Annotated in this window: 27 protein-coding genes; 18 read left to right on the top strand and 9 right to left on the bottom strand. The window is 57.2% G+C overall.

All coding sequences use genetic code 11. The features are described from left to right. Positions 1 to 121: 121 nt before the first annotated feature. The 8 genes from trhP to M8010_RS05690 all read left to right on the top strand — a co-directional run bounded on the left by trhP (position 122) and on the right by M8010_RS05690 (position 8,631). The gene (trhP, locus tag M8010_RS05725) at positions 122 to 1,426 is read left to right on the top strand and encodes a prephenate-dependent tRNA uridine(34) hydroxylase TrhP (protein WP_250089584.1); all 1,305 of its coding nucleotides are present in this window, start codon (positions 122 to 124) and stop codon (positions 1,424 to 1,426) included. Positions 1,427 to 1,895: 469 nt separating this feature from the next. After that, positions 1,896 to 3,344, top strand: a complete 1,449-nt coding sequence (gene sufB, locus M8010_RS05720; RefSeq protein WP_250089583.1) for a Fe-S cluster assembly protein SufB — start codon at positions 1,896 to 1,898, stop codon at positions 3,342 to 3,344. Between the two features lie 400 nt (positions 3,345 to 3,744). Beyond that, entirely contained in the window at positions 3,745 to 4,518 is a 774-nt protein-coding gene (gene sufC / locus M8010_RS05715; RefSeq protein WP_250089582.1) for a Fe-S cluster assembly ATPase SufC, read from the top strand. Between the two features lie 12 nt (positions 4,519 to 4,530). Next, on the top strand, positions 4,531 to 5,817 hold the full coding sequence (gene sufD / locus M8010_RS05710; protein ID WP_250089581.1) for a Fe-S cluster assembly protein SufD: 1,287 nt from the start codon (positions 4,531 to 4,533) through the stop codon (positions 5,815 to 5,817). Between the two features lie 6 nt (positions 5,818 to 5,823). Next, complete coding sequence (locus tag M8010_RS05705) at positions 5,824 to 7,077, top strand: aminotransferase class V-fold PLP-dependent enzyme (protein ID WP_250089579.1); 1,254 nt, start codon at positions 5,824 to 5,826, stop codon at positions 7,075 to 7,077. Positions 7,078 to 7,090: 13 nt separating this feature from the next. Further along, a complete protein-coding gene (locus M8010_RS05700; RefSeq protein WP_250089578.1) occupies positions 7,091 to 7,444 on the top strand; it encodes a HesB/IscA family protein in 354 nt (117 codons plus the stop codon). Between the two features lie 182 nt (positions 7,445 to 7,626). Next, positions 7,627 to 8,169 carry a putative Fe-S cluster assembly protein SufT gene (sufT, locus tag M8010_RS05695; protein ID WP_250089576.1) on the top strand — a complete coding sequence of 181 codons (543 nt, stop codon included), beginning with the start codon at positions 7,627 to 7,629 and terminating at the stop codon, positions 8,167 to 8,169. Beyond that, a complete protein-coding gene (locus tag M8010_RS05690) occupies positions 8,170 to 8,631 on the top strand; it encodes a SufE family protein (protein WP_250089574.1) in 462 nt (153 codons plus the stop codon). Positions 8,632 to 8,649: 18 nt separating this feature from the next. Here M8010_RS05690 and M8010_RS05685 read toward each other — a convergent pair whose 3' ends face one another. Both M8010_RS05685 and M8010_RS05680 read right to left on the bottom strand, forming a co-directional pair. Further along, entirely contained in the window at positions 8,650 to 9,840 is a 1,191-nt protein-coding gene (locus tag M8010_RS05685; RefSeq protein WP_250089572.1) for a flagella assembly protein FlgT, read from the bottom strand. Between the two features lie 14 nt (positions 9,841 to 9,854). Beyond that, the gene (locus M8010_RS05680) at positions 9,855 to 10,397 is read right to left on the bottom strand and encodes an LPP20 family lipoprotein (RefSeq protein ID WP_250089571.1); all 543 of its coding nucleotides are present in this window, start codon (positions 10,395 to 10,397) and stop codon (positions 9,855 to 9,857) included. A gap of 254 nt (positions 10,398 to 10,651) precedes the next feature. On the opposite strand from M8010_RS05680, the gene traF reads away from it, so the two are divergent. From traF to M8010_RS05650, 6 genes are all read left to right on the top strand, one after another. Further along, positions 10,652 to 11,911, top strand: coding sequence for a conjugal transfer protein TraF (traF, locus tag M8010_RS05675; protein ID WP_250089570.1), 1,260 nt, complete (start codon positions 10,652 to 10,654; stop codon positions 11,909 to 11,911). A gap of 133 nt (positions 11,912 to 12,044) precedes the next feature. Next, complete coding sequence (locus M8010_RS05670) at positions 12,045 to 13,154, top strand: tRNA nucleotidyltransferase/poly(A) polymerase-related protein (protein ID WP_250089569.1); 1,110 nt, start codon at positions 12,045 to 12,047, stop codon at positions 13,152 to 13,154. An 8-nt stretch (positions 13,155 to 13,162) separates the two neighbouring features. Continuing rightward, on the top strand, positions 13,163 to 13,909 hold the full coding sequence (locus M8010_RS05665) for a pteridine reductase (RefSeq protein ID WP_250089568.1): 747 nt from the start codon (positions 13,163 to 13,165) through the stop codon (positions 13,907 to 13,909). Between the two features lie 89 nt (positions 13,910 to 13,998). Next, positions 13,999 to 15,177 carry an acetyl-CoA C-acetyltransferase gene (locus M8010_RS05660; protein ID WP_250089567.1) on the top strand — a complete coding sequence of 393 codons (1,179 nt, stop codon included), beginning with the start codon at positions 13,999 to 14,001 and terminating at the stop codon, positions 15,175 to 15,177. Between the two features lie 7 nt (positions 15,178 to 15,184). Next, positions 15,185 to 15,649: a tRNA (uridine(34)/cytosine(34)/5-carboxymethylaminomethyluridine(34)-2'-O)-methyltransferase TrmL gene (gene trmL / locus M8010_RS05655; protein ID WP_250089566.1), complete on the top strand. Its 465-nt coding sequence runs from the start codon at positions 15,185 to 15,187 to the stop codon at positions 15,647 to 15,649. Further along, a complete protein-coding gene (locus tag M8010_RS05650; RefSeq protein ID WP_250089565.1) occupies positions 15,627 to 16,388 on the top strand; it encodes a transporter substrate-binding domain-containing protein in 762 nt (253 codons plus the stop codon). The genes trmL and M8010_RS05650 overlap by 23 nt, the downstream gene beginning before the upstream one ends. 57 nt (positions 16,389 to 16,445) lie before the next feature. Here M8010_RS05650 and secB read toward each other — a convergent pair whose 3' ends face one another. After that, complete coding sequence (gene secB, locus M8010_RS05645; protein ID WP_250089564.1) at positions 16,446 to 16,946, bottom strand: protein-export chaperone SecB; 501 nt, start codon at positions 16,944 to 16,946, stop codon at positions 16,446 to 16,448. A 95-nt stretch (positions 16,947 to 17,041) separates the two neighbouring features. Next, a complete protein-coding gene (locus M8010_RS05640) occupies positions 17,042 to 17,458 on the bottom strand; it encodes a rhodanese-like domain-containing protein (RefSeq protein ID WP_250089563.1) in 417 nt (138 codons plus the stop codon). Positions 17,459 to 17,604: 146 nt separating this feature from the next. Here M8010_RS05640 and gpmM point away from each other — a divergent pair, with 146 nt between their 5' ends. The 4 genes from gpmM (at position 17,605) to M8010_RS05620 (ending at position 22,606) form a co-directional block, all read left to right on the top strand. Next, positions 17,605 to 19,152: a 2,3-bisphosphoglycerate-independent phosphoglycerate mutase gene (gene gpmM / locus M8010_RS05635; RefSeq protein WP_250089561.1), complete on the top strand. Its 1,548-nt coding sequence runs from the start codon at positions 17,605 to 17,607 to the stop codon at positions 19,150 to 19,152. Further along, positions 19,152 to 20,291 (top strand): murein hydrolase activator EnvC family protein, encoded by a 1,140-nt coding sequence (locus tag M8010_RS05630; protein WP_250090134.1) that lies wholly within the window; start codon positions 19,152 to 19,154, stop codon positions 20,289 to 20,291. Before gpmM ends, M8010_RS05630 begins: the two co-directional genes overlap by 1 nt. A gap of 105 nt (positions 20,292 to 20,396) precedes the next feature. Next, entirely contained in the window at positions 20,397 to 21,788 is a 1,392-nt protein-coding gene (locus M8010_RS05625) for a S41 family peptidase (protein WP_250089560.1), read from the top strand. After that, complete coding sequence (locus tag M8010_RS05620; RefSeq protein ID WP_284047941.1) at positions 21,785 to 22,606, top strand: divergent polysaccharide deacetylase family protein; 822 nt, start codon at positions 21,785 to 21,787, stop codon at positions 22,604 to 22,606. Before M8010_RS05625 ends, M8010_RS05620 begins: the two co-directional genes overlap by 4 nt. Before the next feature lie 4 nt (positions 22,607 to 22,610). Here M8010_RS05620 and hisF read toward each other — a convergent pair whose 3' ends face one another. From hisF to M8010_RS05595, 5 genes are all read right to left on the bottom strand, one after another. After that, on the bottom strand, positions 22,611 to 23,384 hold the full coding sequence (hisF, locus tag M8010_RS05615) for an imidazole glycerol phosphate synthase subunit HisF (RefSeq protein ID WP_250089559.1): 774 nt from the start codon (positions 23,382 to 23,384) through the stop codon (positions 22,611 to 22,613). Positions 23,385 to 23,392: 8 nt separating this feature from the next. Next, positions 23,393 to 24,130 carry a 1-(5-phosphoribosyl)-5-[(5-phosphoribosylamino)methylideneamino]imidazole-4-carboxamide isomerase gene (hisA, locus tag M8010_RS05610; protein ID WP_250089558.1) on the bottom strand — a complete coding sequence of 246 codons (738 nt, stop codon included), beginning with the start codon at positions 24,128 to 24,130 and terminating at the stop codon, positions 23,393 to 23,395. After that, positions 24,124 to 24,765 carry an imidazole glycerol phosphate synthase subunit HisH gene (hisH, locus tag M8010_RS05605; protein WP_250089557.1) on the bottom strand — a complete coding sequence of 214 codons (642 nt, stop codon included), beginning with the start codon at positions 24,763 to 24,765 and terminating at the stop codon, positions 24,124 to 24,126. Before hisH ends, hisA begins: the two co-directional genes overlap by 7 nt. A gap of 28 nt (positions 24,766 to 24,793) precedes the next feature. Then, on the bottom strand, positions 24,794 to 25,387 hold the full coding sequence (hisB, locus tag M8010_RS05600) for an imidazoleglycerol-phosphate dehydratase HisB (protein WP_250089556.1): 594 nt from the start codon (positions 25,385 to 25,387) through the stop codon (positions 24,794 to 24,796). A gap of 113 nt (positions 25,388 to 25,500) precedes the next feature. Continuing rightward, on the bottom strand, positions 25,501 to 25,962 hold the full coding sequence (locus tag M8010_RS05595; protein WP_250089555.1) for an SRPBCC family protein: 462 nt from the start codon (positions 25,960 to 25,962) through the stop codon (positions 25,501 to 25,503). Between the last annotated feature and the right edge of the window lie 133 nt (positions 25,963 to 26,095).

Here is a 26,095-nt window from a genome sequence, read left to right as displayed (position 1 = left end):
ACATGTTAGCCGAAAATAACCACATCCACCCTTGAGCCGCATCAAGGGAAAAAATCATTCCATAAGGCAAGATGACCCGCTTTCAGAGTCCGACAAACCGATGGCCTTACCCGGAGCACCGATGCATACCCCAGAACTGCTCGCCCCTGCAGGCACTGCCGAACATCTTGAAACCGCCTTTGCCTACGGCGCAGATGCCGTTTATGCCGGCCAGCCGCGATATTCACTAAGGGTAAGAAACAACAGCTTCAAAAACATTACAGCCCTGGGCGCAGGCATTACCCGCGCCCACGAGCTGGACAAGCAGTTCTATCTGGTTTCCAACATCGCGCCCCACAATGACAAGGTTCGCAGCTATCTTCGGGATCTCGAACCGGTACTGGAATACAAGCCGGATGCCCTGATCATGTCCGACCCGGGGCTGATCATGCTGGTACGGGAAAAGTGGCCGGACCAACCTATCCACCTGTCGGTACAGGCCAACGCCGTCAACTGGGCAACCGTTGAATTCTGGCGCAGACAAGGCATTAGTCGGGTCATCCTCTCCCGGGAACTGGCCCTCGACGAAATCCGCGACATCCGCGAGAAGGTGCCGGAGATGGAACTGGAAGTCTTCGTACACGGCGCCCTCTGCATGGCCTACTCCGGCCGCTGCCTGCTCTCCGGCTATATGAACCATCGCGACGCCAACCAGGGCGCCTGCACCAACGCCTGCCGCTGGAACTACAAGGAAGTCGCCCACAGCCACGACCAGACCGGTGACCTCATCGCCAAGTCAGCCACTGGCGAACCCCGGGAAATCCTGCTGGAAGAACCCAACCGCTCCGGCAGCCATATCCCCGCCTACGAGGATGAGCACGGCACCTACATCATGAACTCAAAAGACCTCCGCGCCGTCCAGCACGTGGCAGAACTGACAAAAATGGGCATCCACTCACTGAAAATCGAAGGCCGCACCAAAAGCACCTATTACGTAGCCCGAACCACCCAGGCCTACCGCCGCGCCATCGACGACGCCGCACAGGGCAAAGCCTTCGACATGAACCTCATGGACCAACTGGAGGCCCTCTCCAACCGCGGCTACACCGAAGGCTTCCTGCGCCGGCACGTTCCACAGGAATACCAGAACTATGAACAGGGCTCCTCTTTGAACGGCAGCCAGCAAGTAGTCGGCACTATTACTGACATGGATGACCGGTGGCTGACCATCGACGTAAAGAACAAATTTGCCCCTGGGGACCCGCTGGAACTGATCACACCGGCTGGCAATCTGCGGTTCTCGGCGGAAACCATGGAAAATCGGAACGGTGAATCAATGGCCTATGCCCCCGGAAGCGGCCATATCGTTCGCATCCCAAAACCCCACTCGCTGCCCGATTCGCTCGATTTCAGTTACCTGACCAGAATCCTGCCAGGCGGCGAATAGCAATTAGTCGAAGGCCTCAGGCGGGTCTGGCTCCCAAAACCGTGCATTGCCAGGGATGGCAATGCCGAGCCCCCATGGATGGGTTCACGGCGTGTTTTGGGAGCCAGACCCGCCTGAGGCCCACACCAAAGCATCCAGTCTTACAAAGGCCAGGCTATCAACCCGATTGGCACCCTCTTAGTGCCCCAACGCCCGATTAAGGTATAATCTCGACACGTGACATTTAATACCTGACTATTTTACTCTGGTATTGTATACTCACTCACCAGAAGAAACGGAAATTGCCCTTGGTTATCAACAGGGCGACACCCAATCCGTCATCCAAAAACCGATTGCAGGGCGTATCCATAGCGAGGACGACCACTGCAACGTCTGACACATTTACATCCGCAAGGTGGCCACCCAAGCAAGGCGACCGGCGACACCAGGGGCTCAAGAGCCCGAGATGAGAGAATACGGAGCGACGATCATGGCGACCACCGATAAAGAGGTGAACGAGCTCATCAAACGGGAATACGAACACGGTTTCGTGACAGACATCGAATCCGACACGTTCGAGCCCGGCCTGAATGAGGACGTGATTGCCCGCCTTTCCGGCATCAAGAAAGAGCCGGAATGGATGCTGGAATGGCGCCTGAAAGCCTACCGTCGCTGGCTGGAAATGGACGAGCCCGATTGGGCCCATGTGGGTTACCCGAAAATCGACTACAACTCGATTTCTTACTACTCCGCACCCAAGCGCCCGGAAGACATGCCCCAGAGCCTGGATGAAGTCGATCCGGAGCTGCTCAGAACCTACGAGAAGCTGGGCATCCCCCTGCACGAGCGAGAAAAGCTGGCAGGTGTGGCCGTTGACGCCGTCTTTGATTCCGTGTCAGTAGCTACCACCTTCAAGGAGCCGCTGGCTAAGGCCGGCGTGATCTTCTGTTCTATTTCCGAAGCCATTCAGGACTACCCTGAGTTGGTCAGGAAGTACCTGGGCTCCGTGGTTCCTGCTGGCGACAATTTCTTCGCCGGCCTGAACTCCGCGGTGTTCTCCGACGGCACCTTTGTTTATGTGCCAAAGGGTGTGCGTTGCCCCATGGAGCTGTCCACCTACTTCCGCATTAACGCGGCCAACACCGGGCAGTTCGAGCGTACCCTGATCATTGCCGAGGACAGCAGCTACGTAAGCTACCTGGAAGGTTGCACCGCGCCCATGCGGGACGAAAACCAGCTGCACGCGGCCGTGGTTGAACTGGTTGCGCTGGACGATGCGCAGATCAAATACTCCACGGTTCAGAACTGGTATCCGGGCGACGAGAACGGCAAAGGCGGCATTTTCAACTTCGTCACCAAGCGCGGCGCCGCCATTGGCAAGAACTCCAAGATTTCGTGGACCCAGGTTGAGACCGGTTCCGCGGTTACCTGGAAGTACCCGAGCTGCGTGCTGCGCGGTGACAACAGCGTGGGCGAGTTCTACTCGGTGGCGCTGACCAACAATTATCAGCAGGCCGATACCGGCACCAAGATGATTCATCTGGGCAAGAATACTTCCAGCACCATTATCTCCAAGGGTATTTCTGCCGGTAGGAGCTCCAACGCCTATCGCGGCCTAGTGAAGTTCGGCCCCGGTGCGGAGGGTGCGCGTAACTACACCCAGTGCGATTCGCTGCTGATCGGCGACCGCTGCGGCGCCCACACGTTCCCGTACATCGAGAGCAAGAACAAATCGGCCATCGTCGAGCACGAGGCCACCACCTCCAAGGTCAGCGACGAACAGATGTTCCTCTGCCGCCAGCGCGGTATCGACCCGGAGCAGGCCGTTTCCATGATTGTGAACGGCTTCTGTAAAGAGGTGTTCAAAGAGCTGCCGATGGAGTTTGCTGTCGAAGCCGGCAAGTTGCTCGAGGTTAGTCTTGAGGGGTCCGTTGGGTGAGGCCTGCTTGCCCCGCTGAGTAGGGTGGAGGTCAGTGAGCAGGTTGGGCCTTCCGAAACACGCCGTGAATACGTCCATGTAGGCTCCTAAAAAACATCCTTGTTTTTTAGGGTTTCGGAAGGCCCAACCTGCCCACTGACCCAGACTTTGGGCGGGCACTAGCAGAAATCAGTCCGCCGAAATGAAGTTGTTTCACCTCGGACGGCAAACACAAAAGTATGCGGAAGCCATCGGACAGGCCCTTCCGGGATCGTAAAAATCAGGGATGATTTTTCCGAGCGTACATGGACGTATTCACAGCGTATCCCGGAAGGGCCTGTCCGAGGGCTGACTCCCTCTCAGTTGGAAGTCAGTCCAAGGCACAAGAATTCAGACGGTTAAAACAGAGAGAAGCCTACTAATGCTGAGCATCAAGAACCTGCACGCATCCGTTGAGGGCGAAGAGATCCTCAAGGGCATCAACCTGGAAATCAAAGCCGGGGAAGTTCATGCCATCATGGGGCCAAATGGCTCTGGCAAGAGCACACTTTCCCAGGTGCTTGCAGGCAATGAGACGTTTGAGGTGACCGAAGGCGAGGTTACCCTCAATGGCGAGAACCTGCTGGATCTGGAAACCGAAGAGCGCGCTCGCGAAGGCATTTTCCTGGCGTTCCAGTATCCGGTGGAGATCCCGGGTGTCAGCAACCTGCAGTTCCTGCGCACCGCCGTTAACGCCATGCGTACGCACCGTGGCGAGCCGGAGATGAATGCGGCTGAGTTCATGAAGCTGGCCCGGGAGGTTTCCAAGCAGGTAGACCTGGACCCGGCGTTCCTGAAGCGGGGTGTCAACGAAGGCTTCTCCGGCGGTGAGAAGAAGCGCAACGAGATCCTTCAGGCCCTGCTGCTTCAGCCCAAGCTGGCGATTCTGGATGAGACCGATTCGGGGCTCGATATCGACGCCCTGCAGGTTGTCTCCAAAGGCGTGAACGCGCTGCGTGCAGAAGACCGCGCCATTCTGATGGTGACCCATTACCAGCGTCTGCTGAATCACATCGTGCCTGACTACGTGCACGTTCTGGCCGGTGGCAAGATCGTTAAATCCGGCGGTCGTGAACTGGCCCTGGAACTGGAAGAGCGCGGTTACGGCTGGCTCGGCGTGAAAGACGAAGAAGCCACACCCAGTGCAGCCAGCTAAGGAGGCCGTTGAATGAAACCAGCACCAACGCTTTCAAACGCCTTTCTTGAGCCGGGCGGACAGTCACTGCCGACGCCATTGCTAGAGCTGCGTAAACAACGGGGTACGGCACTGGTGGACATGCCATTGCCCACCCGTAAAACCGAGAACTGGAAATACTCCAGTCGGCACCTGAAGCTGACGGACGGGCTGGCCGCTACCCTGCCCGCGACAGGCAAAGATGGCCTGAGCCTTTCACTGCCTGGTTACCGGGTGGTCTTCCGTAACGGCGTGATGATTCCCGAGGCCTCGGACTTCCCCGATCTCGACGGTATCCTTATTCAGCGTTTCGGTGATCTTGACGACGCCGATGCAGCTGCCCTTGCCGAGCGTCTGGACAACACTCTGGATAGTCGTGCAGTGCAGATGGCGCGACTCAACTCGGCCCGTTTTGAAGATGGCCTGTACATCCGTCTGGACAAAGAAGCGGTGCTCGACCAGCCACTTTTCGTCGTGCACGAAGTAACCGGCACAGCTTCCGGATCAGCCTATCCACGCATCTATGTGGATGCAGCCCGTCACAGCCAGATTACTCTGGTGGAAGAATACCTCTCCAGCGGTGAGGAGCCGGTGATGGTCGATTCGGTCACCGAATTCATGCTGGCAGACGGTGCCAATGTCACCAGCGTTCGCTTGGTAATGGAAGGTGAAAACGTCCAGCATATCGGCGCTACCGGTGTTCGTCAGGCTGCCAATTCCCGCTTTGAAAGCCATTGTGTCGGCTTCGGTGGACCTCTGCGCCGCCATGACCTGATGGTGCGCCTGGAAGGCGAAGGCGGTGAATGCAAGCTCAATGGCGTGGTCGTTACCCAGGGCAAACAGCACTACGACAACCACACCTCCATTGAACACGTGGCCGCCCACTGCAACAGCGAAGAAACCTATCGCAACATTGCGGCAGACGAGTCCCACGCGGTGTTCAACGGCCGCATCCATATTCACCAGGATGCCCAGAAGTCGAGCGCCAACATGAACAACAAGAACCTGTTGCTCTCAACTGGCGCGGAAATCGACACCAAGCCGGAGCTGGAAATCTACGCGGACGACGTCAAGTGTGCCCATGGCGCCACTATCGGCCAATTGGACAAGATATCCCTGTTTTACCTGGTGTCCCGCGGCATCGGGCGCCGTGAGGCCAATACCCTGTTGACTATGGCCTTCATTAACGAACTCGTTGAACAGATTCCGGTTCAGGCAGTCAAAGATGCTGCACAGCTCCGTCTGAACGAGTTTTTTGACCAGACATTTGAGGAGGCCTGACCGGTTATGACAGACCTTTCCGTGGCAAAAAAGGTTGGCAAAGCGGCGTTTGACGCCGATGCCATCCGCCGGGACTTCCCGATTCTTGATCAGCAGATCAACGGCAAGCCCCTCGTGTATCTGGATAACGGCGCCTCGGCCCAGAAGCCAATCGCCGTGCTGGACGCCATGGATCGCTATTACCGGGAAATGCACTCCAACGTACACCGGGGTGCCCACACCCTGGGTGACCGGGCCACCAGTGCGTTTGAAGGAGCACGGGAGACCGTTCGCGGGTTCCTGAACGCTGACAGCACGCGCGAAATAATATGGACACGGGGAACCACCGAAGCCATTAACGTAGTGGCCAACGGTCTCGCCGGAAAGCTGAAGCCGGGTGACGAAATCCTGGTCAGCCAGATGGAACACCACGCCAACATCGTGCCCTGGCAAATGCTTGCCGAACGCACCGGTGCCAAAGTGGTTCCCATACAGGTCACACCGCAAGGAGAGCTGGACCTGGACTCGTTCAACAGCCTGCTGGGCGACCGCACCCGGATACTGGCACTGACCCACGTTTCCAACGTGCTGGGCACCATCAACCCGGTCACCCCGCTGATCGAACAGGCCAGAGCTCGCGGCGTTATCACCGTGATCGATGGCGCCCAGGCCGTGCCCCACTTCCAACCGGATGTGCAGGCGCTGGGCTGCGATTTTTACATGTTTTCCGCCCACAAACTGTTTGGCCCCACCGGTATCGGTGTGCTTTATGGGAAGGCCGAGTTACTGGAGGAAATGCCTCCGTACCAAGGCGGCGGCGAGATGATCGAGCGGGTGTCCTTCGAGCGCACCACCTGGAACACCCTGCCCTACAAATTCGAAGCCGGCACACCCGCCATTGCTGAAGCCGTTGGCCTGGGTGCCGCGATCGATTATCTCGGCAGCCTGGACCGCGCGGGCATGGAAGCGGCAGAAGCGGCATTGCTCACCCGTGCCAACGCGCTGGTGGAAACCGTTCCGGGCATGGAGATCATCGGTACTGCCAATTACAAAGTACCTGTCATGTCCTTTAAAATCGCCGGCCTGCACCCCAGTGATATAGGCACGCTGCTGGACCAGCAGGGCATCGCGATCCGCACCGGCCACCACTGCGCCATGCCGCTGATGGACTTTTACGGGGTTCCCGGTACAGCCCGTGCATCCTTTGCGTTTTACAATACACTGGAAGAAGTGGAACAATTATTCACTGCCCTGCAGAAAATCCAGCGCCTGTTTGCCTGATGGAGGTGGAAACATGACAGCCGAAGTCTACACACCAACCGTAGCCGTCACCATGACGCCCACAGCGGTGAAACACGTACGCAAACAACTGGACAAGCGGCCTGAGGCGAAAGGTATCCGCCTGGCCATCAAGAAAAGCGGCTGTTCCGGCTTCAAGTACGAAACCCAATGGGTGGAAGAAGCTGGCACGGATGACAAGGTGTTTCACATTGACGGTGTGGATCTTTTCGTCAAGGAAGAGCACCTGCCGCTGGTGAACGGTATTGAGATTGATTTTGTGACGGAGGGGGTCAATTCCCTGTTCCAGTTCCGGAATCCGAATGCGACTGCTGAATGTGGTTGTGGGGAGAGTTTTACGGTTGCCTGAATAAAACAGGCTTGCTCCTGCTGAATCCACGGGAGTCAGAGGGGAAGAGTGAGCCACCTTTCGGGACCGTCAAAAACATGGATGTTTTTGTCGAGCGTACAGGGACGTATTCACAGCGTGTCCCGAAAGGTGGCTCACTCTTCCCCGAGATCAAATGAACAGATAGCGAGGCCCCAGAAGGCATGCAAGAACGGGAAGTGGTCCTGACCAAACGCGAAGTAGAGGCACGCCTGGTGCCCACCGGCACGGAAATCATGATTCCGTCGGACACCTTCGTGACCATCACACAGTCACTGGGCGGCAGTTTTACCGTGGCCGTGAATGGTAACCTCGCCCGCATAGAAGGCCACAATGCCGATGCCCTGGGCAAAAAGCCCCTGGAAAGCAGCTTCGACACTCCCGAAGACGGCACCGTGAACGAAAACCAGGTCTGGGAAGCCATGCAGAATTGCTACGACCCGGAGATTCCGGTGAATGTGGTGGACCTGGGGCTCATCTACGACTGCAAGATCGAGAACGGTACCGAAGATGGCAACCATGTCTACGTGCTGATGACTCTGACCGCCGCCGGCTGCGGCATGGGCCCGGTGATCACTGAGGACGTCAAGACCAAGCTTGAGCATGTGCCCAATGTGGACAAGGTAACGGTTGAGCTGACCTTCGACCCGCCCTGGAACAACGACATGCTCACCGATGAAGCCAAGCTTGAACTGGGGATGCTGTAAATGACCGCCTCTGCACAGGAATTTATCGACAACCCGCTGGGAAAAGACACCACCCTGGAAGACGTGCTGGATGGCTTTGAATTCCTGGATGACTGGGAAGAGCGTTACGCGTTCATTATTGATCTGGGCAAGCAATTACCGGCCTTTCCGGATGACGAACGCACTGAAGAGAATTACGTGCATGGCTGTCAGAGCCAGGTGTGGCTTATCCATCATTACGATGAGGATAGCGGCAAGCTGTTCCTGCTGATCGATTCAGACGCCATCATCGTTCGCGGCCTTGCTGCCATTATCCTGGTGGCACTGAACGGCAAAACCCCGAGGGATATGCTGGCAACGGATATTGACGAGCTGTTCGAGCAACTGGACCTGTTCCGACATATCTCCCCGACTCGGGGCAACGGCCTTCGGGCCATGGTTGGCAAGATCCGCGATATCGCCGCCGAAACCGAGGCAGCCTGAAAAACCTAGCCAGCGCGCCTACCAGACGATGGCCACGTCATCCCGCTGGATATTGATCAGCCCGCCGGACACCGGTATCTCGCCATTACTAAAATCAGGATGGACGTTATTCAGCGTCATGGTTGTGCGGCTGTCCTGCAGTTCCGGAGTAGCGCCTGGCGAGTCGAAGAAACTGGCACTGCGATAGAGTTTCAGTTCGTCACCCGGCCTTAGCCCTGCCGTGGCTCCGGAATCCAGCGTTACCTTGCGGCCGTCCACACGGGTTACCCGGGTTATGAATGGCTGGCACGCCAGGGCATGACTCACTGCAGACACCATATCCCCCATAAGCCCGTTAACAGCCCGGCCATAGCTGGTTTCCTGAAATCCTGCAGAACCGAACCCGTCGGAGGAACCCGGGCCGGCATCCCAGCGCGCTTCGGTGGCAAACCGTTCCTGGTAGACGGGCGCACCACTGAAACCGTCGTAAATCATCAGGTCCGCCACAAACCGCCGGTTCTGGTTGACAGCACCAATACCCCTTTGCATGCGGTCGATAATGGAACTGCCCCAGGCGTCCGGGTCAGATACACTCACATCGCGGATCACACCGGAAACGACGAACTGCACACCCAGCTCCCGCGCAACCTGAATCACGTTGGTCAGACGGTTGTTGAATTTCTGCTGTGTCGGCGCGTTCAGCAGATCGCTGAACAGGCGCTGGGTGGTGGCACCAAATACCTGGAAATTGCCGGTACTGCGCAGATCTGCCTGCAGCAATTGCGGCAATATTTCGCCGGCGTCATCAATTCGGCCAATACGCGCCTGATCCGGGTAAACCATCGGAAAACCGGTCACTGCGACACGTTTTCTAAGCCCACTGGCCTCGCCAGCACTACAACTTCCGCTTTCAGACATATCGGCCCGCACGGTGACGCGCAAGAGATTGTCCCGGCGATACTCGTCGACCACTTTCACCGACCGGGCTCTTGACGACGACGCCACCTGCAGGTGGGACTCGGTCACAACCCCATTTTCCATGGTATCGCGGCTACTGATCCTGGCTTCGTATTGCAGGGATACATCCCGCAGCGCGGCCTTTTTCGCCTCCTGTCTGGCGCTATCCACGTCACCATTGTGAATGGTGGCATGGCCGACGCCCTCGAGCACGACAGCCTCAACATTGGCGGCAAGCATCAGCGCAGCAATTAGCAGAGTGGCCAGTTTCATGAAGAATTGATCTCTCAGTCGAGGTAGTAAAGGGAGTCCACGCCCCGGCTCTGCACATCGCCGACGCTGTCATTGTCCCTGGGCATGGGAATCGGGCACAGATCCTGAACTTCGCGATCTGAGACCCGGGAGACGCAGGCGCGGAACCTGGGTTCCAGCTTCAACTCCATCACCGTTTCCACAACCCCGTCACTGTGCTCGTTCACCGCCACCATCTTGGCGCCACGTATGTAACTGTCCACATAGGTACGGAACATATCGTTCTGCAACACAAAATCATTCACCGTGGAGCTGCCATAAATCACCGTGCCATAGACGCGCTCGGCCAGATTACGGTAGGCATCCAGCTGCGACGCCCGGCGCGCCAACAGGCGCTTGCGGGTATTCAGGCGGTCCTTCGACACGTCCTCGTAGGTGCCAAAGCCGCTGACGCGCACGGTAATCGGGTCCAGTTCCGTCTGTTGCTGCGAGGTGCCCGAGCCCCGGTGCTGTCCAACCGGGGCACAGCCCATTAATGTCACCACCATCGCAGGTATCAGTATCCACCGCAGGGTCATTTTGATTCTCCGAAAAAACACCAGTTCACCGCTTCCATGAAAATTTCACGCCAACCTTTGTAACTGGCTGAAATTCATAACTCCTGACCCACCATCGCCGGATTGCTCCCGCCAAAGCGGCAAAAAACCACCGCCATTTACATTTGGAAAACAAACCGTTACCGCATCACCGGTGTGTCACCAAATGAACTGGATTAGTCTGAACATCGCGTAATCTTTTAACCGACACTACAGATACATCATCAGGATCCATCATGACCGAAAACCGTCTGACCAAGCTTTCCCTGGCCATCGGGCTTTCCATCGCGACCACTTCTGCCATGGCCAGCCCGCAAACATTTATGTCGTCGCGCTCTTTTGCCATGGGTGGCACCGGTGTTGCCATTGCGCACCCGGCTGCGGCAGGCGCTTCCAACCCGGCCATGATGGCGGCGGAACACCACGACTGGTCCGACGATTTTGGCCTGATCCTTCCCTCCGTCAACGCGCGTTTTGCTGATGAGGAAGAGACTATTGACCAGATTGATGACATTCAGGACACCATTGATCGCTTTCAGGAACTGGATAAAACCTCCAACGAAGAAGAGGCGAGGCAAACGGCTGGGGATCTCAGACAGCAACTGAACGACTTCGATCGTGATACCGTGAGAATCGATGCCGGCCTTGGCATTGCGCTGGCCGTGCCAACGGATTCAATATCTCTCGGCTTCTTCACTAACGGCAACCTGCGAGCCACCGTACGGGGCGAATTTGATCAGGACGATGATCAATTCCTGGCGGATCTGGAGACAGCATCAACTGCCGAACTGCTGGCTGCCGATCTGGATCGGGACCTCGAGTCCCGGGGCAGCATTCTGGCCTCGGCGGTTACAGAGATTGGTATTTCTCTCGCCACCACGATTGATCTGCAGAATGACTCGCAACTCCAGATCGGGGTGTCGCCGAAGTACGTTCAACTGCGCACCTACCAATACACCGAGACCGTATCAGGCTTCGAAGATGACGACTTTGACAGTGACGAGAACGAAACCGACAAAAGCGGCTTCAACCTCGATGTCGGCGCCGCCTATGCCTTTGGCTCACGAAACCAGTGGAACGCTGGCGTAGTGGTCAAGAATCTCATCCCCATGGAACTGGACTCCGCGGCGAACCGTCCTACTGAAGAAGAGCGAACCCTGGAGCTGAACCCCATGGTCACCGCCGGCATCGCCCACAAAGGTGATTTCCATGTAGTGACTGCGGAAATGGATCTGACCAAGAAGGAAGCTTTCGGCTACGAGGATGACACCCAGTGGCTTGCCCTCGGCGCGGAATTCGATGCGTTCCGTTACGCTCAACTCCGCCTGGGTGTGCGCCAGAACCTGGCCAGTAACGACGACAACGACGGTATCGAGGAAGACACCCAGTTTACGGCTGGTATTGGCCTTTCGCCGTTCGGCGCCCGCCTGGACATCGGCGCGCTGGTCAGCGACGCAGACATTGGTGCTGCCATTGAGCTAGGCGCTGCGTTCTGATCGCATCCCGAAAATAACTTTTCTGAAGCCCGGCCACCATGCCGGGCTTTTTTGTGGTCTGGCGGTTTGCCAGCACCCGGCCTTACCCTGATAATCCCCTGACCAGCATCCCGAAAGGAGCAATATCCGATTCATGAAAACCTACCTGGTTGGCGGCGCAGTACGTGACGAACTTCTTGGCCTGCCGGTAAAAGACCGGGACTGGGTGGTTACCGGCGCCACGCCAGAGGAGATGCGCCAAAGGGGTTTCAAGCAGGTAGGCGCGGACTTCCCGGTATTCCTTCACCCGGATACCCGGGAAGAATACGCACTGGCGCGAACCGAACGAAAACAGGGGCGGGGCTATCACGGCTTTACCGTCTACAGCGCACCGGACGTCACCCTGGAGGACGATCTCAAGCGGCGGGATCTCACTATCAATGCCATGGCAAAAACCACGCACGGCGAACTGGTGGACCCGTTCGGGGGCCGCGAAGACATCCAGACACTCAGCCTGCGCCATGTGTCCGAAGCCTTTGCTGAAGATCCCTTGCGGATTCTTCGCACCGCCCGTTTTGCCGCCCGCCTCCAGCCACTCGGTTTCACTGTGGCGGAACCGACCATGGCTCTGATGCGGCACATGGTGAAAGAGGGGGAAGTCGAGCACCTTGTGGCGGAACGGGTCTGGCAGGAAATCCAGCGGGCACTGCATGAAAACGAACCGGGCACTTTTTTCGAGGTTCTCCGGGACTGCGGAGCGCTGACACGCATTGTTCCGGAACTGGACGGGGGCGACACCTTTTCCGCTGCATTGTCTGCACTGCGCTGCGCTCACCACAATGAAGGTGAAACCAGCACCCGCTTCGCCGCGCTGGTATCCCCGCTCACGCCAGCCGAGGCACGTAGTCGCACCAAAAAACTGAAAGCCCCAAATGACTGTCAGGATCTGGCGCGCCTCACCACCAGCCTGATGCCACAGATTCGCACCATGACCAGCTACCGGGCGGATACGCTGCTTGAAGTTCTGGATGAAGCCGATGTCTGGCGCCGTGCCGCTCGGTTTACAGAACTATTGAAGGCACTGAACTGTGCCCTGCCCGACGCCGAGCAGATAAAACTGGGCTGGCTGGAATCGGCACGGCATGCGGCCATGAGCGTTCAGGCAAAGGAATTGATGGCGCAAGGGTACAAGGGCAAGGAGTTGGGCCAGGCAATCCATAAGCAGCGATTGCAGCGTATTTCTGAATCCCAACAGCGACAGTGAGAAATACCATGGAATCACCAACCCCTGTAGTGCTAATTACCGGAGCGGCACACCGGCTGGGCGCCCACACTGCCAGACACCTCCACCAGCGCGGCTGGAACCTGGCGATCCATTACCGCTCGCGGGAAGCCGAAGCCAACAGGCTTTGTGAAGAACTGAATGAGATCAGAGCTGGGTCGGCGATTGTCATCCAGGCAGACCTCACCCGCCCTGGCCAGACCGAGCTTCTGGCAAACAAAGCCGTCGCCGCCTGGGGCCGGCTTGATGGCCTGGTGAACAACGCATCGGTGTTCTATCCGAACCCCACGCCGGAGGCCGGAGCCGACGACTGGGACACGATTATGAACACCAACCTGCGTGCGCCCTTCTTTTTGGGCCAGGCCTGCCTGCCAGCGCTGAAGGCGTCTCGGGGCGCAATCGTCAACTTGATCGATATATACAGTCAGCGCCCGCTGGCTGACCATCCGCTGTACTGCGCCAGTAAATCCGGCCTGAGTTCACTCACCCTGTCCTGGGCAAAAGATCTTGCACCTGAAGTACGGGTTAATGGTGTCTCACCGGGCGCCATTCTCTGGCCTGAAGGCGATGCAGCCATCGACGAGACTTACCAGGAAAGCATTCTGGCAAAAACGCCTCTTGCCCGCACCGGCTCACCGGACGACATCGCAGGCGCCATTGCGTTCTTGTTGTGTGATGCACCTTTTATAACCGGTCAGATCCTGGCAGTGGATGGCGGCCGCAGCCTCAATATGTGAGCCCGCTGCACCTCATGCTTTGGCCTACTCCGGCTTTCCGATACAATGTATGCAGCTTTTAAATCCTGCCCCAGAACCGGAGAGAACCCATGCGTGATGTTGTTATCGTAGCCGCCAAACGTACCGCCGTCGGCAGCTTCGGCGGCGGGCTATCCAGCCTTCGCGCCGACCAGCTCGGCAGTGCCGTTATCAAAGCCCTGCTGGAAGAGTCCGGCGTTGCCGCCGATCAGGTCAATGAAGTGGTCCTGGGCCAGGTTCTGACAGCTGGCTGTGGCCAGAACCCGGCACGACAGGCATCCATCAATGCCGGCATTCCCGCCTCCGTGCCCGCCATGACCATCAACAAAGTGTGTGGCTCCGGCCTCAAGGCCGTGCACATGGCCGTCCAGGCGATTCGTTGCGGCGATGCCGAGCTGATGATTGCCGGTGGCCAGGAAAGCATGAGCCAGGCACCCCACGTACTCCCGAACAGCCGTAACGGTCAGCGCATGGGCAACTGGAACATGGTGGACACCATGATTTCCGATGGCCTGTGGGACGCTTTCAACGATTACCATATGGGCGTAACCGCAGAAAACATCGTGGAAAAATACGGGATCAGCCGTGAAGAACAGGACGAGTTCGCCGTCGCCTCCCAGCAAAAAGCATCCGCAGCAATGGACGCCGGTTATTTCGATAGCCAGATTGTTCCTGTCAGCATCCCCCAGCGCAAAGGCGACCCGCTGGTTGTGGACAAGGATGAAAACCCGCGCGCCGGTGTTACCGCAGAAGGCCTGGGTAAACTTCGCCCGGCGTTCAAGAAGGACGGAACCGTCACGGCCGGAAATGCGTCTTCCCTGAACGACGGCGCGGCTGCCGTTATTGTTTGCAGTGCTGACAAAGCCAAAGAATTGGGGCTTACGCCACTGGCCACCATCAGAGCCCACGCCAATGCGGGTGTTGATCCCACCATTATGGGCACGGGCCCGATTCCGGCCAGCCAACGATGCCTGAAACTGGCCGGTTGGACGGTGGACGACCTGGATCTGGTGGAAGCGAATGAAGCTTTTGCGGCCCAGGCCATTTCCGTTAATCGCGACCTGGGCTGGGATACGACAAAAGTGAATGTAAACGGCGGCGCCATCGCGCTGGGCCACCCGATCGGAGCCTCTGGCTGCCGCATCCTGGTCAGCCTGCTGCACGAAATGGCGCGTCGGGATGCGAAGAAGGGTCTGGCCACCCTGTGCATTGGTGGCGGTATGGGCGTTGCCCTCGCCGTGGAGCGCTGATCACTCAATGCTGAATGTGGTGTTGTACGAACCCGAGATACCGCCGAATACCGGCAACATTATCAGGCTTTGTGCCAACACGGGCTGCCGCCTGCATCTGATTGAACCCCTGGGTTTCACCCTGGAAGACAAGCAGATGCGGCGCGCCGGTCTGGACTACAGCGAATATGCGACGGTCACGGTTCACCGGGACTACAAGAGCTTTCTGGACAGCGAACAGCCACGCCGGTTATTCGGGCTGACCACCAAGGGCTCCCGTGGATATCATGAAGTGACGTACCAGGAAGGCGATTACCTGATGTTCGGCCCTGAAACCCGGGGTTTGCCAGCAGATATTCGCCAGGCACTTCCGCAAACGCATTGCCTGCGAGTACCAATGCGCCCGGAAAGCCGCAGCCTCAACCTGTCAAACACGGTTGCACTGGTGGTCTATGAAGCATGGAGACAGCTTGATTTTGAAGGAGCTCAATAGTCAGTTCCGGCCGGTGGTTCTGGCCTTTGCCGCCATTGTGGTGCTGTTCACACTCGGTGGCTTGCCGAGACAGGGCGCCGCTGATCAGTCGGACACCCGCACGCGGGTAATAACCACCCCCTCGACCACGTCCGAAGTATCGGTTGTATTTGGCAAAAATATCGTCCGGCAACTTTATAACGGCTGTGGACTCACCATCCGCTACCTGGATGCGCCCGCAGCCCGCGCCGTGATGATGGCAGAAAAAAGCCAATCCGACGGCGAACTTGCACGAATCCCCATGGCCGTCAAAGAAAATGCACCGCTGATACCCCTGCATATTCCTATTGAAGTGGCCCGGCTGGTGCCGCTTTTTCTTGACCGCGAATCCGCCTCCGCCCACTCTGGGCTGACTGGTAAGCGAATCGGGTTTCTCAATGGCTACCGGATGATTGCCGCCGTTTTGCCGGAAGATGCTACGCAAGTCGCCACGACTGATACCTTTCAACTGGTCAGCCTGCTTAAACGCGAGCGGATTGATGTAGCTCTGACACTGGAGTGGGACGCATTGGCCGCCAGCCGTCATAATCCAGACATGGTGATAGGTGAGCCACTACTGGAATCGCCGATCTACCACTGGGTGCACGAATCCCGGGAAAAAGACATCCCATGCCTCAGCGAGACACTTGACGACATGAAGACAGACGGAGAAGTTCATCGGTTGATCCGGGAAGGCATCGAATCGAGCTCGCCAAAATAAAAAACCCTAGCGGCGCATACGCCGGTGGGGTTTTCTTGCTGACAGGGAAACCCAGTGTCAGTGGGTCTGCTCTTCCTTGTTTTCGCCCGCCGCTTCCTCCTGCTTGCGCTTCAACGCCTGGGCGTAGATGGCATCGAAGTTAACCGGTGCCAGCATCAGCGCCGGGAAGCTGCCCTTATTAACTATGCCGTCAATCGCTTCGCGGGCATAAGGGAACAGGATATTCGGACAATAGGCTCCCAGCATCTGTCCGAGCTGCGGCCCTTCGATACCTTTCACCAGGAACACACCCGCCTGCTGAATCTCGACGATGTAAGCGACCTTGTCCTCAACCTTGGCCGTGACCGTCAAAGACAGAACCACTTCATACTGATTATCGCTGACCTTGTTATGGGAGGTATTCAGATCCAGATTAACCTGCGGCTTCCACTGATCCTGGAAGACGGTCGGAGAGTTGGGTGACTCGAAAGACAGATCCTTCACATAAATGCGCTGGAGCGCGAACTGTGGTTGCGCCTGGTTTTCGTTGCCTGCTGCGGCCTGGTCATTTTCAGCCATGTTCAATCCTTTCTTCGATTAAGGGGGCCATCAAGGCCCATTGTTCTATTAACAGTGCGACAGTTTAGCGTTCAGTTCAAGGCCCCGATACCCTGTCATTTCTTGACCAGCGGCAGGTTGCTGCCTTTCCAGTCAGCGATACCGCCATTCAGACGAACTACATTCTCGTAGCCTTCAGCTTTCAGCTGTTTGACGGCCATGGCGGAATGCTGCCCCATCTTGTCGGCCACGATGATCTGCTTGTCCTTGAACTTCTTCAGCTCCGAGGCGCGGCTTTTGATACTATTGAGGGGAATATTGATTGCACCGGTAATCCGGCCCTCGTTAAAATCCTTACGGTCACGGATGTCGACGACTACAGCTTCATCGCGGTTGATCAGGTTTACAGCGCCCTGAGCCGATATTTTTGCTCCACCACGGCGGGATTCCAGCACCAGTATGGCAAGCAGGAAGGCGAAAAACAGAGACACCAGAATGTAATGGTTAACCGCGAATTCGAACACCCTTTCCATGAAAACACCTTGCTGAATAGTTTGTGGCGGGATTATACACACCCTGCCCCATCGACAGAAGATAACCAGGGTGGCCGAGGGGTGCGAAACTGTTTAGAATCAATGTTCGTTTTAGTAAATTTACCAAACTACCATCGGATTAAGTGATGACTGCCACGCGTAAGCCTACTGCACTGATTATTCTTGACGGCTGGGGTCACCGTGACCCAGCTGACGATAATGCCATCAGCAACGCCAATACGCCATTCTGGGATAAACTCTGGAAAAATCAGCCAAAAACACTAATCAACACGTCTGGAATGTTCGTTGGCCTGCCCCAGGGACAGATGGGCAATTCCGAAGTCGGCCACATGAATCTTGGCGCCGGGCGAGTGGTTTATCAGAGCCTGACGCGCATCGACAAAGACGTGGAAGAAGGTACTTTTACGCAAAATCCCAGCCTCTGCGGCGCCATGGACAAGGCCATCAACAATGGCCGTGCCGTTCACCTGATGGGGCTGCTTTCTCCCGGCGGTGTACACAGCCATGAGGACCACATCCTGGCTGCGGCTGAGATGGCAGCCGAACGCGGCGCAAAAGAGGTCTATATCCACGCCTTCCTGGATGGCCGCGACATGCCTCCCCGCAGTGCCAAAGCATCACTGGAAAAAGCCGCCACCAAACTGAAGAACCTAGGCATTGGCCGGGTGGCCTCTATCGTCGGCCGCTACTATGCAATGGACCGGGACAACCGCTGGGACCGGGTCGAAGAAGCCTACAATGTAATGACCCTTGGCGAGGCCGAGCTCACCTCGGCCGATCCGGTAACCGCGCTGGAACAGGCCTACGAGCGGGGCGAGAACGACGAGTTCGTCAAGGCAACCCGTATCAAGGCCAGCGGCGATACGCCAGGCACTATCAACGATGGCGATACGGTTATCTTCATGAACTTCCGCGCCGACCGCGCACGTGAAATGACTCGCTGCTTTGTGGAAAAGGACTTTGACGGCTTCGACCGCCGCAAACACCCGGAGTTGGCCGAGTTTGTCATGCTTACCGAATACGCCGCCGACATCAAAGCCTCCTGCGCCTATCCGCCGGAGCAATTGACCAACGGCCTGGGCGAGTATGTATCCAACCAGGGCAAGACCCAGCTGCGGATTGCCGAGACTGAAAAATATGCCCATGTTACCTTCTTCTTCAATGGCGGCATGGAAGCCCCCTTCGAGGGAGAGGATCGCATCCTGGTGCCTTCACCCAAAGTTGCCACCTACGACCTGCAGCCCGAGATGAGCGCACCAGAGGTGACTGACAAACTGGTGGAAGCCATCAAGAGCGGCAAGTACGACCTGGTGGTGTGCAACTACGCCAACGGCGACATGGTCGGCCACACCGGCAAGCTTGATGCCGCCATAAAAGCCGCCGAGTGCATTGACCGCTGCGTCTCCCGCATTGCTGAAGCACTTGAGGAAGTCGGTGGCGAAGCACTGATTACGGCAGACCACGGCAACTGTGAACAGATGACAGACCCCAGTTCCGGCCAGGTCCACACCGCCCATACCATTGGCCCCGTGCCTCTGGTGTATGTTGGCCCCCGTAAAGTATCCCTCAAGAATGACGGCAGCCTGAGCGATGTGGCACCCACCCTTCTCAGCCTGATGGGGCTGGAGCAACCTGCAGAAATGTCAGGCCACAGCCTGGTGGAGATCGATTGATTTCACGTTTGTGGCTGGTGCTGGCATTGATTGCAGTTGCAACTGCCACGCCAGCACTGGCAGATCAACAGGTCACACCTGGCCAGATCAAAGCGCTCAGGGAAGAAATCGCCGACATCGACGATTGGCTGGCCGATGCCGAAGAGGATCGCTCATCACTGGAGCGTCAGCTTTCGGGGCTGGAACAGGAAATAGGCCGTCTCACGCGCGAGCGCAGGGAATTGCGCGAACAGGCCCGGGACCAGCAACAGCGCCTCAATCAGCTTGGCGAGGAAAAAGCGGAGCTGGCCCGCACCCTGGAGAGCCAGCGCGACAGCCTGAAAAAACAGATTCGCGCCGCCTGGATGGAGGGTGACGCGCCTGCCGTGAAAGTCCTGCTCAACGAGATTGACCCGGACAAGATTGCCCGCACCATGACCTATTATGAATACCTCAGCCGCGACACCCTCGACCGGCTCGAGGCATTCGCCGCCAACCTCCGCCAGTTGAAAGAAACCCAGAAACAGGTCAAGGCCGGGCGATTGCGGCTGGCCGAGCTTGAGCAGGATGTTGCCGACCGCCAGCAAAAGCTCAACACCAGTAAAAGCGAACGCGAACAGACCCTGGCAGCCCTCAAGTCAGATATCAGTGACCGCAGGAATGAACGCCAGGAACTGGAATCTGATCGAAAACGGCTGGAGAAACTGCTGAGAGAGGTGGAAGAGGCTATCGCCAACATTCCTACCCCCAACGAATCAGACCCGTTCGGGTCGCTCAGAAACAAACTGCCCTGGCCGGCAGACGGCAAGGTTGCCAGCAGCTTCGGAGACAGCTACGCCGATGGCAAGCTTCGCTATAACGGACTGCTGATCAATACCGCAGAGGAAGGTGACGTCAAAGCAGTGCACTATGGCCGTGTTGTGTTTGCCAACTGGCTCAGAGGTTTTGGCCTGATGACGATTCTGGACCACGGCGACGGCTACATGACTCTTTACGGTCACAGTAGCAGCCTTTTCACCAGTCCCGGAGATTGGGTGGAAGCCGGCGAGGCTATTGCCCAGGCGGGCCGCACCGGTGGCACTGACGACCCCGCCGTGTACTTCGAAATCCGCCATAATGGGAAACCGGACAACCCAAGGCGCTGGCTCGGTAACCGCTGAGACTGTTCGTGGTACCCTAAAGGCTGACAAATCAGTCTGGTAAAGCCATACTGTCCGGCAATACACAGGAACCAACCAGTCATCGGAATAACACAGGATACGTGAATGAGACGGGTAAGACGTTTTAACCACGCCGCAACCATGAGCGCACTCGCCCTTGGCGCCTGCCTCACCGCCCTGCCCGGCCTGATTCACGCCCAGGAAACCGATGAAGAAACCCGGCGCCTGCTGGAAGGCATCCAGCACGGCGAGCAGGTTGAAATAGAACTTCCGGATCCGGAAGAACAACTGCCTCTTGATGACCTGCGCAAGTTTGCCGAAGTATTCGGTCGCATCAAGGACGCCTATGTGGAAGAGGTGGACGACCGGCAGCTTCTCGAAAGTGCTATCAAAGGCATGCTGTCAGACCTGGACCCTCACTCTACCTACCTGGCCCCGAAGGATTACGAACAGCTGGAAGAAAGCACTTCCGGGGAGTTCGGCGGCCTCGGCATTGAAGTTGGCATGGAAGACGGGTTCGTGAAGGTCATATCTCCCATTGATGACACACCGGCCCAGAAAGCCGGCGTACAGGCAGGCGACCTGATCATCAAACTGGGCGACCAGCCGGTCAAGGGCATGTCGCTGGAAGAAGCCGTAAAGCTGATGCGCGGCAAACCCGGCACCGTGCTCACACTCACCATTATGCGTGAAGGTGAGTCCGCCCCTATCGAAATCGACGTCGAGCGCGACGTAATCAAGGTTACCAGCATTAAATCCCGCATCATTGAAAACGGGTATGGTTATGTCCGGATAACCCAGTTCCAGGCGGATACCGGCGCCCAGTTCACCACTGCTCTGGAAGACCTTGAAAAAGAGCACGGTAGCGACCTGGATGGCCTGATCATTGATTTGCGAAACAATCCGGGCGGCATCCTGCAGGCAGCCGTTGAAGCAGCAGACGCTTTGCTTGACGAAGGTCTGATTGTCTATACCGAAGGCCGCATCCAAAGCTCCCGCCTGCGTTTCAACGCCAAGCCGGGCGATGTAATGCCGGACACTCCCATTGTGGTTCTGATCAACGGCGGCTCCGCGTCGGCTTCGGAAATCCTTGCCGGCGCACTCCAGGACCACCAACGCGCTGTTGTCATGGGCACTCAATCATTCGGCAAGGGCAGCGTACAGACAGTCATTCCGCTGGATGAGACCCACGCCATCAAAATGACCACTGCCCGCTACTACACGCCCGATGGCCGCTCTATTCAGGCCAAGGGCATCAAACCGGACATCGAAGTGAAGCCGGCGCAGCTCACCGAGCTGGATAGCCAGCCATTCTTTACAGAGGCTGACCTCAGCGGCCATCTTGAAGGCCAGGACGAAAATCAGGAAGCAGCGGAAGAGGAAACCCAGGGCACTCCCGCAAGCAGGGACTTCCAGCTACGTTCAGCACTTAACCTGCTGAAAGGCCTGGGCATTCTCAACAAGCAGAACAAGCCAGAACAGGAAAGCGCGGATTGAAAGTTGCAGCAACATTGATTGCCGCTATCCTCGCGGCGGTATCGCCGGTCAGCTCAGGCGAAGAGCAGGACAGTTCGCGGCAGGTGCCCCCGACCATCGCCATCATCATTGATGATATGGGGCACAACCTGGCAGAGGGCCGCCGGCTGATAGGGCTGGATCAGCCTATCACCCTGGCCTTTCTGCCTTACCGCAGACACACAACGGAACTGGCGGAGCATGCTCACCGAAACCGGAAAGAAATCATGCTGCATGCTCCCATGGCCAATACCCGCAATATCGGTCTCGGCCCCGGCGGACTGAGCCCGGGTATGGACAAAAACAGCATGGCAACCACCCTGCGCCGCGCGTTACAGTCCGTCCCTCATGTCCGAGGCGTGAACAATCACATGGGGAGCCTGCTCACCCAGCAACTGGAAGCCATGGACTGGGTGATGTCGGAGCTGGACCACTACCCGGTCTACTTCGTCGACAGCCGCACTATTGCTTCGTCCATTGCCGGCGAAGTGGCGGCCGCCTATCGCATCCCCACCCTCACCCGCGATGTGTTTCTTGACCACGAACAGAACGAAGAATTCGTGGACCAGCAATTCCGCTTGCTGATCAAACGGGCAAAGGAAAACGGCAGTGCCATTGGTATTGGGCATCCCCACAAGGTCACGGTGGATTACCTTGAAAAACGCTTGCCCGAGCTGGACGAGGAAGGCATTGCAGTCGCCACCGTCAGCGGCGTCTGGGCCATGAGAAATGGTAATCGGCCAATGTTTGCAGAAGGAGAAAAGCGGGAGATAAGGCCGGCCCTGGCAAAGCAGGAATGATTTCTCAGTCCCGGACCACAATCCCCTGCGCTTTCATAAACGCTTTGGCCTCAGGAATTGTGTGCTGCCCGAAGTGAAAAATGGAAGCCGCCAATACGGCATCCGCATGCCCTTCGATCACACCATCCGCCAGATGCTGGAGCTCACCCACGCCACCTGACGCAATCACCGGCACCGAAACCGCATCACTGACTGCTCGCGTCAGCCCCAGGTTAAAGCCGGCCTTGGTTCCGTCCCGGTCCATACTCGTCAGCAACAGTTCACCAGCACCCATGGCGGTCATCTTGCGAGCCCACTCCACAGCATCCAGCCCGGTTGGCTTGCGGCCGCCATGGGTGAAAATTTCCCAGCGCGGCTCTTCACCCTCAGCACTGACACCCTTGGCATCAATGGCTACCACAATGCATTGGCTGCCGAAGCGGTCAGCGGCTTCGCGAACAAATTCCGGATTAAAAACCGCAGCCGTATTGATGGAAACCTTGTCGGCGCCTGCGTTCAGCAGCTTGCGGATATCTTCAACAGTGCGCACACCACCACCGACTGTGAGCGGTATGAAGACTTCCGCCGCCATACGCTCGACGGTTTCGTAGGTGGTATCGCGGCTTTCGTGGCTGGCAGTAATATCGAGGAAGGTGATTTCGTCGGCACCCTGCTCGTTGTACTTGCGGGCCACTTCCACCGGGTCACCGGCATCGCGGATGTCGACGAAATTCACGCCTTTTACAACGCGGCCTTTGTCGACATCGAGACAGGGAATGATACGTTTTGCCAGAGCCATGATGCGTCTTACCCCTTCAGGCTGTCACAGAAGGCCTGGGCCTCGGCCACGTCTAACGTGCCCTCATAGATGGCCCGGCCGGTGATGGCGCCCAGTATGCCCTTGTCGGCAACGGTTGCCAGACGCTTGAGGTCATCCATGTTGGTAACGCCACCAGAGGCGATGACGGGAATACCGCCTTCTTCCGCCAGCGCGGCAGTAGCTTCCACATTAACGCCCCGCATCATGCCGTCGCGGCTGATATCGGTGTAGACGATGGCTTCCACGCCGTCGTTGGCAAAGCGTTTGGCCAGATCTGTGGCCATCACTTCGGAGACTTCCGCCCAGCCGTCGGTGGCAACTCGGCCGTCTTTGGCATCCAGGCCGACAATGATATGGCCCGGAAATTTCTTGCACATTTCGGTGACGAATTCGGGCTCTTTCACCGCTTTGGTGCCGATAATCACCCACTGGACGCCGGCCTTCAGATAGGCCTCAATGGTGTCCGCGGAACGGATGCCGCCGCCAATCTGGATGGGAAGATCCGGGTATTTGCGGGCGATGGCCTGGACAATTTCACCATTGACGGGCTCACCAGCGAAGGCGCCGTTCAGGTCCACCAGATGCAGGCGACGGGCGCCTGCGTCTACCCAGCGGGTAGCCATGTCGACGGGATCGTCACCGAACACGGTGGAGTCGTCCATACGGCCCTGGCGCAGTCTTACGCACTTACCGTCTTTGAGGTCTATGGCCGGGATAATCAGCATGTTCCAGTCCAGTTGGTGAAATTTTTCAGTAACTGCAGTCCTGCCCTCGCGCTTTTTTCCGGGTGGAACTGCACCGCAAAAATGTTGTCTCTCGCCACTGCTGCCGCCAGGTCAACGCCGTAATGGGTTCGGCCGGCGATGTCAGGGTTGCCGGCGGCTTCAGCGTAGTAGCTGTGTACGAAGTAGAAGCGGTCGCCGTCGGGGATGTCCTGCCACAGCGGGTGGTCCATGGTCTGGTGAACCTGGTTCCAGCCCATGTGAGGCACTTTCAGGCGTTCGCTGTTTTCGGTGAGGTTGTCGCCGAAATACCGCACTTCTGATGGAAATAAGCCAATGCAGTCAACGCCGCCGTTTTCTTCGCTGCGGGACATAAGCGCCTGCATACCGACACAAATGCCCAGGAACGGACGATCCTGCGAAACCTCGCGCACCAGGGTGTCGATACCCAGGCGGCGAATTTCCGCCATGCAGTCACGGATTGCACCCACACCGGGCAGGATCACCCGGTCAGCTTCACGGATTTTGTCAGCGTTGTCGGTGACCAGCACGGTGGTATCCGGGGCTACGTGCTCTACCGCTTTTTTGGCAGAGTGAAGATTGCCCATGCCGTAGTCGATAATGGCAACGGTTTTCATGGTTGTTGCGGTGTCCTTCAAAGACAGATTAAAGCGAACCTTTGGTAGACGGTGTGATACCCGCCATGCGCTCGTCCATTTCAATGGCCATACGCAGGGCGCGACCGAAAGCCTTGAACACGGTTTCAATCTGGTGATGGGTGTTCTTGCCCTTCAGGTTATCGATGTGCAGTGTGACCATGGAGTGGTTCACAAAGCCCTGAAAGAACTCCGCAAACAGGTCCACGTCGAATCCACCCACCGCTCCCCGTGTATAGGGCACGTCCATGATCAGGCCAGGGCGGCCGGACAGGTCGATGACCACACGGGACAACGCTTCATCAAGTGGCACGTAGGCGTGGCCATAACGGCGGATGCCCTTCTTGTCGCCCACAGCCTGTTTGAAGGCCTGGCCAAGAGTGATGCCAATGTCTTCCACGGTATGGTGGTCGTCGATGTGCAAATCGCCCTTTGAGACGATATTCAGATCCACCAACCCGTGGCGGGCGATCTGATCCATCATGTGCTCAAGAAAGGGCACGCCGGTGTCGAAACCGGACTTACCGGTACCGTCGAGGTCAATCTCGACGGTGATCTGAGTTTCCAGGGTATTTCTCTCTACCCGAGCCTTGCGTTCGGCCATGGGGACTCCAAAGTCATCAATCGGCAGATGCCGGAAAAGTGTCTGGGAGCATTATACCTTTTATGATTACCTGCGTCCCGCAATCCCCTTTATGGCGACGATAGATGCGACCGTCAGAATGCCTTTTTCAGGTTTTTCATGTAGGTGTCCACCAGGCTGTTGAACTCGTGCTTGATCACCGGGCTGATCGCCAGTTTCAGCAGGCTCGGCAGCGGCACAGTCAGCTCGGCGCTGGTCTGGAATTTTACCGAGGTGGTGTTGTCGTCTTTTGCCTTCAAGGTCCAGGAACCTTTTACAACGCCGTTACCCTCACCTTTAACGGGCTCCCAGGTAATTTTGCCATTGTCTTTGTCAGCGAAATACTTGCAGGCGTAAATGGACTGGATAGCATGCTTGTCCACACCTACTTTTTCCATTTCCCAGCGATAGGTGTTGTCACCCAGGTCCACCAGCTTGTGAACCTTGGGAAAATGGCTTGCTGATTCCGGAACATCTGCCAGAAGCTCAAAAACCTTGTCATATCCCGCCGGCAGATCCAGAACACGGTTCAGCTCAATAGAAACAGTAATAGCCACTGCTTGCTCCTTTTTATCGTTGTAAGACGCGCATTACATTGGTGTAAAAAAGTCATGTAAAAATAAGGTGCCCATTTTGGCTGATCACTAACGTATTGTCATACATCCAGGCTTTTATTTTGTTACCCCTGGG

The organism is Marinobacter sp. ATCH36, assembly GCF_023555055.1.
Classification (GTDB): Bacteria; Pseudomonadota; Gammaproteobacteria; order Pseudomonadales; family Oleiphilaceae; genus Marinobacter.
This window is presented reverse-complemented; position numbering and strand designations above follow the sequence as displayed.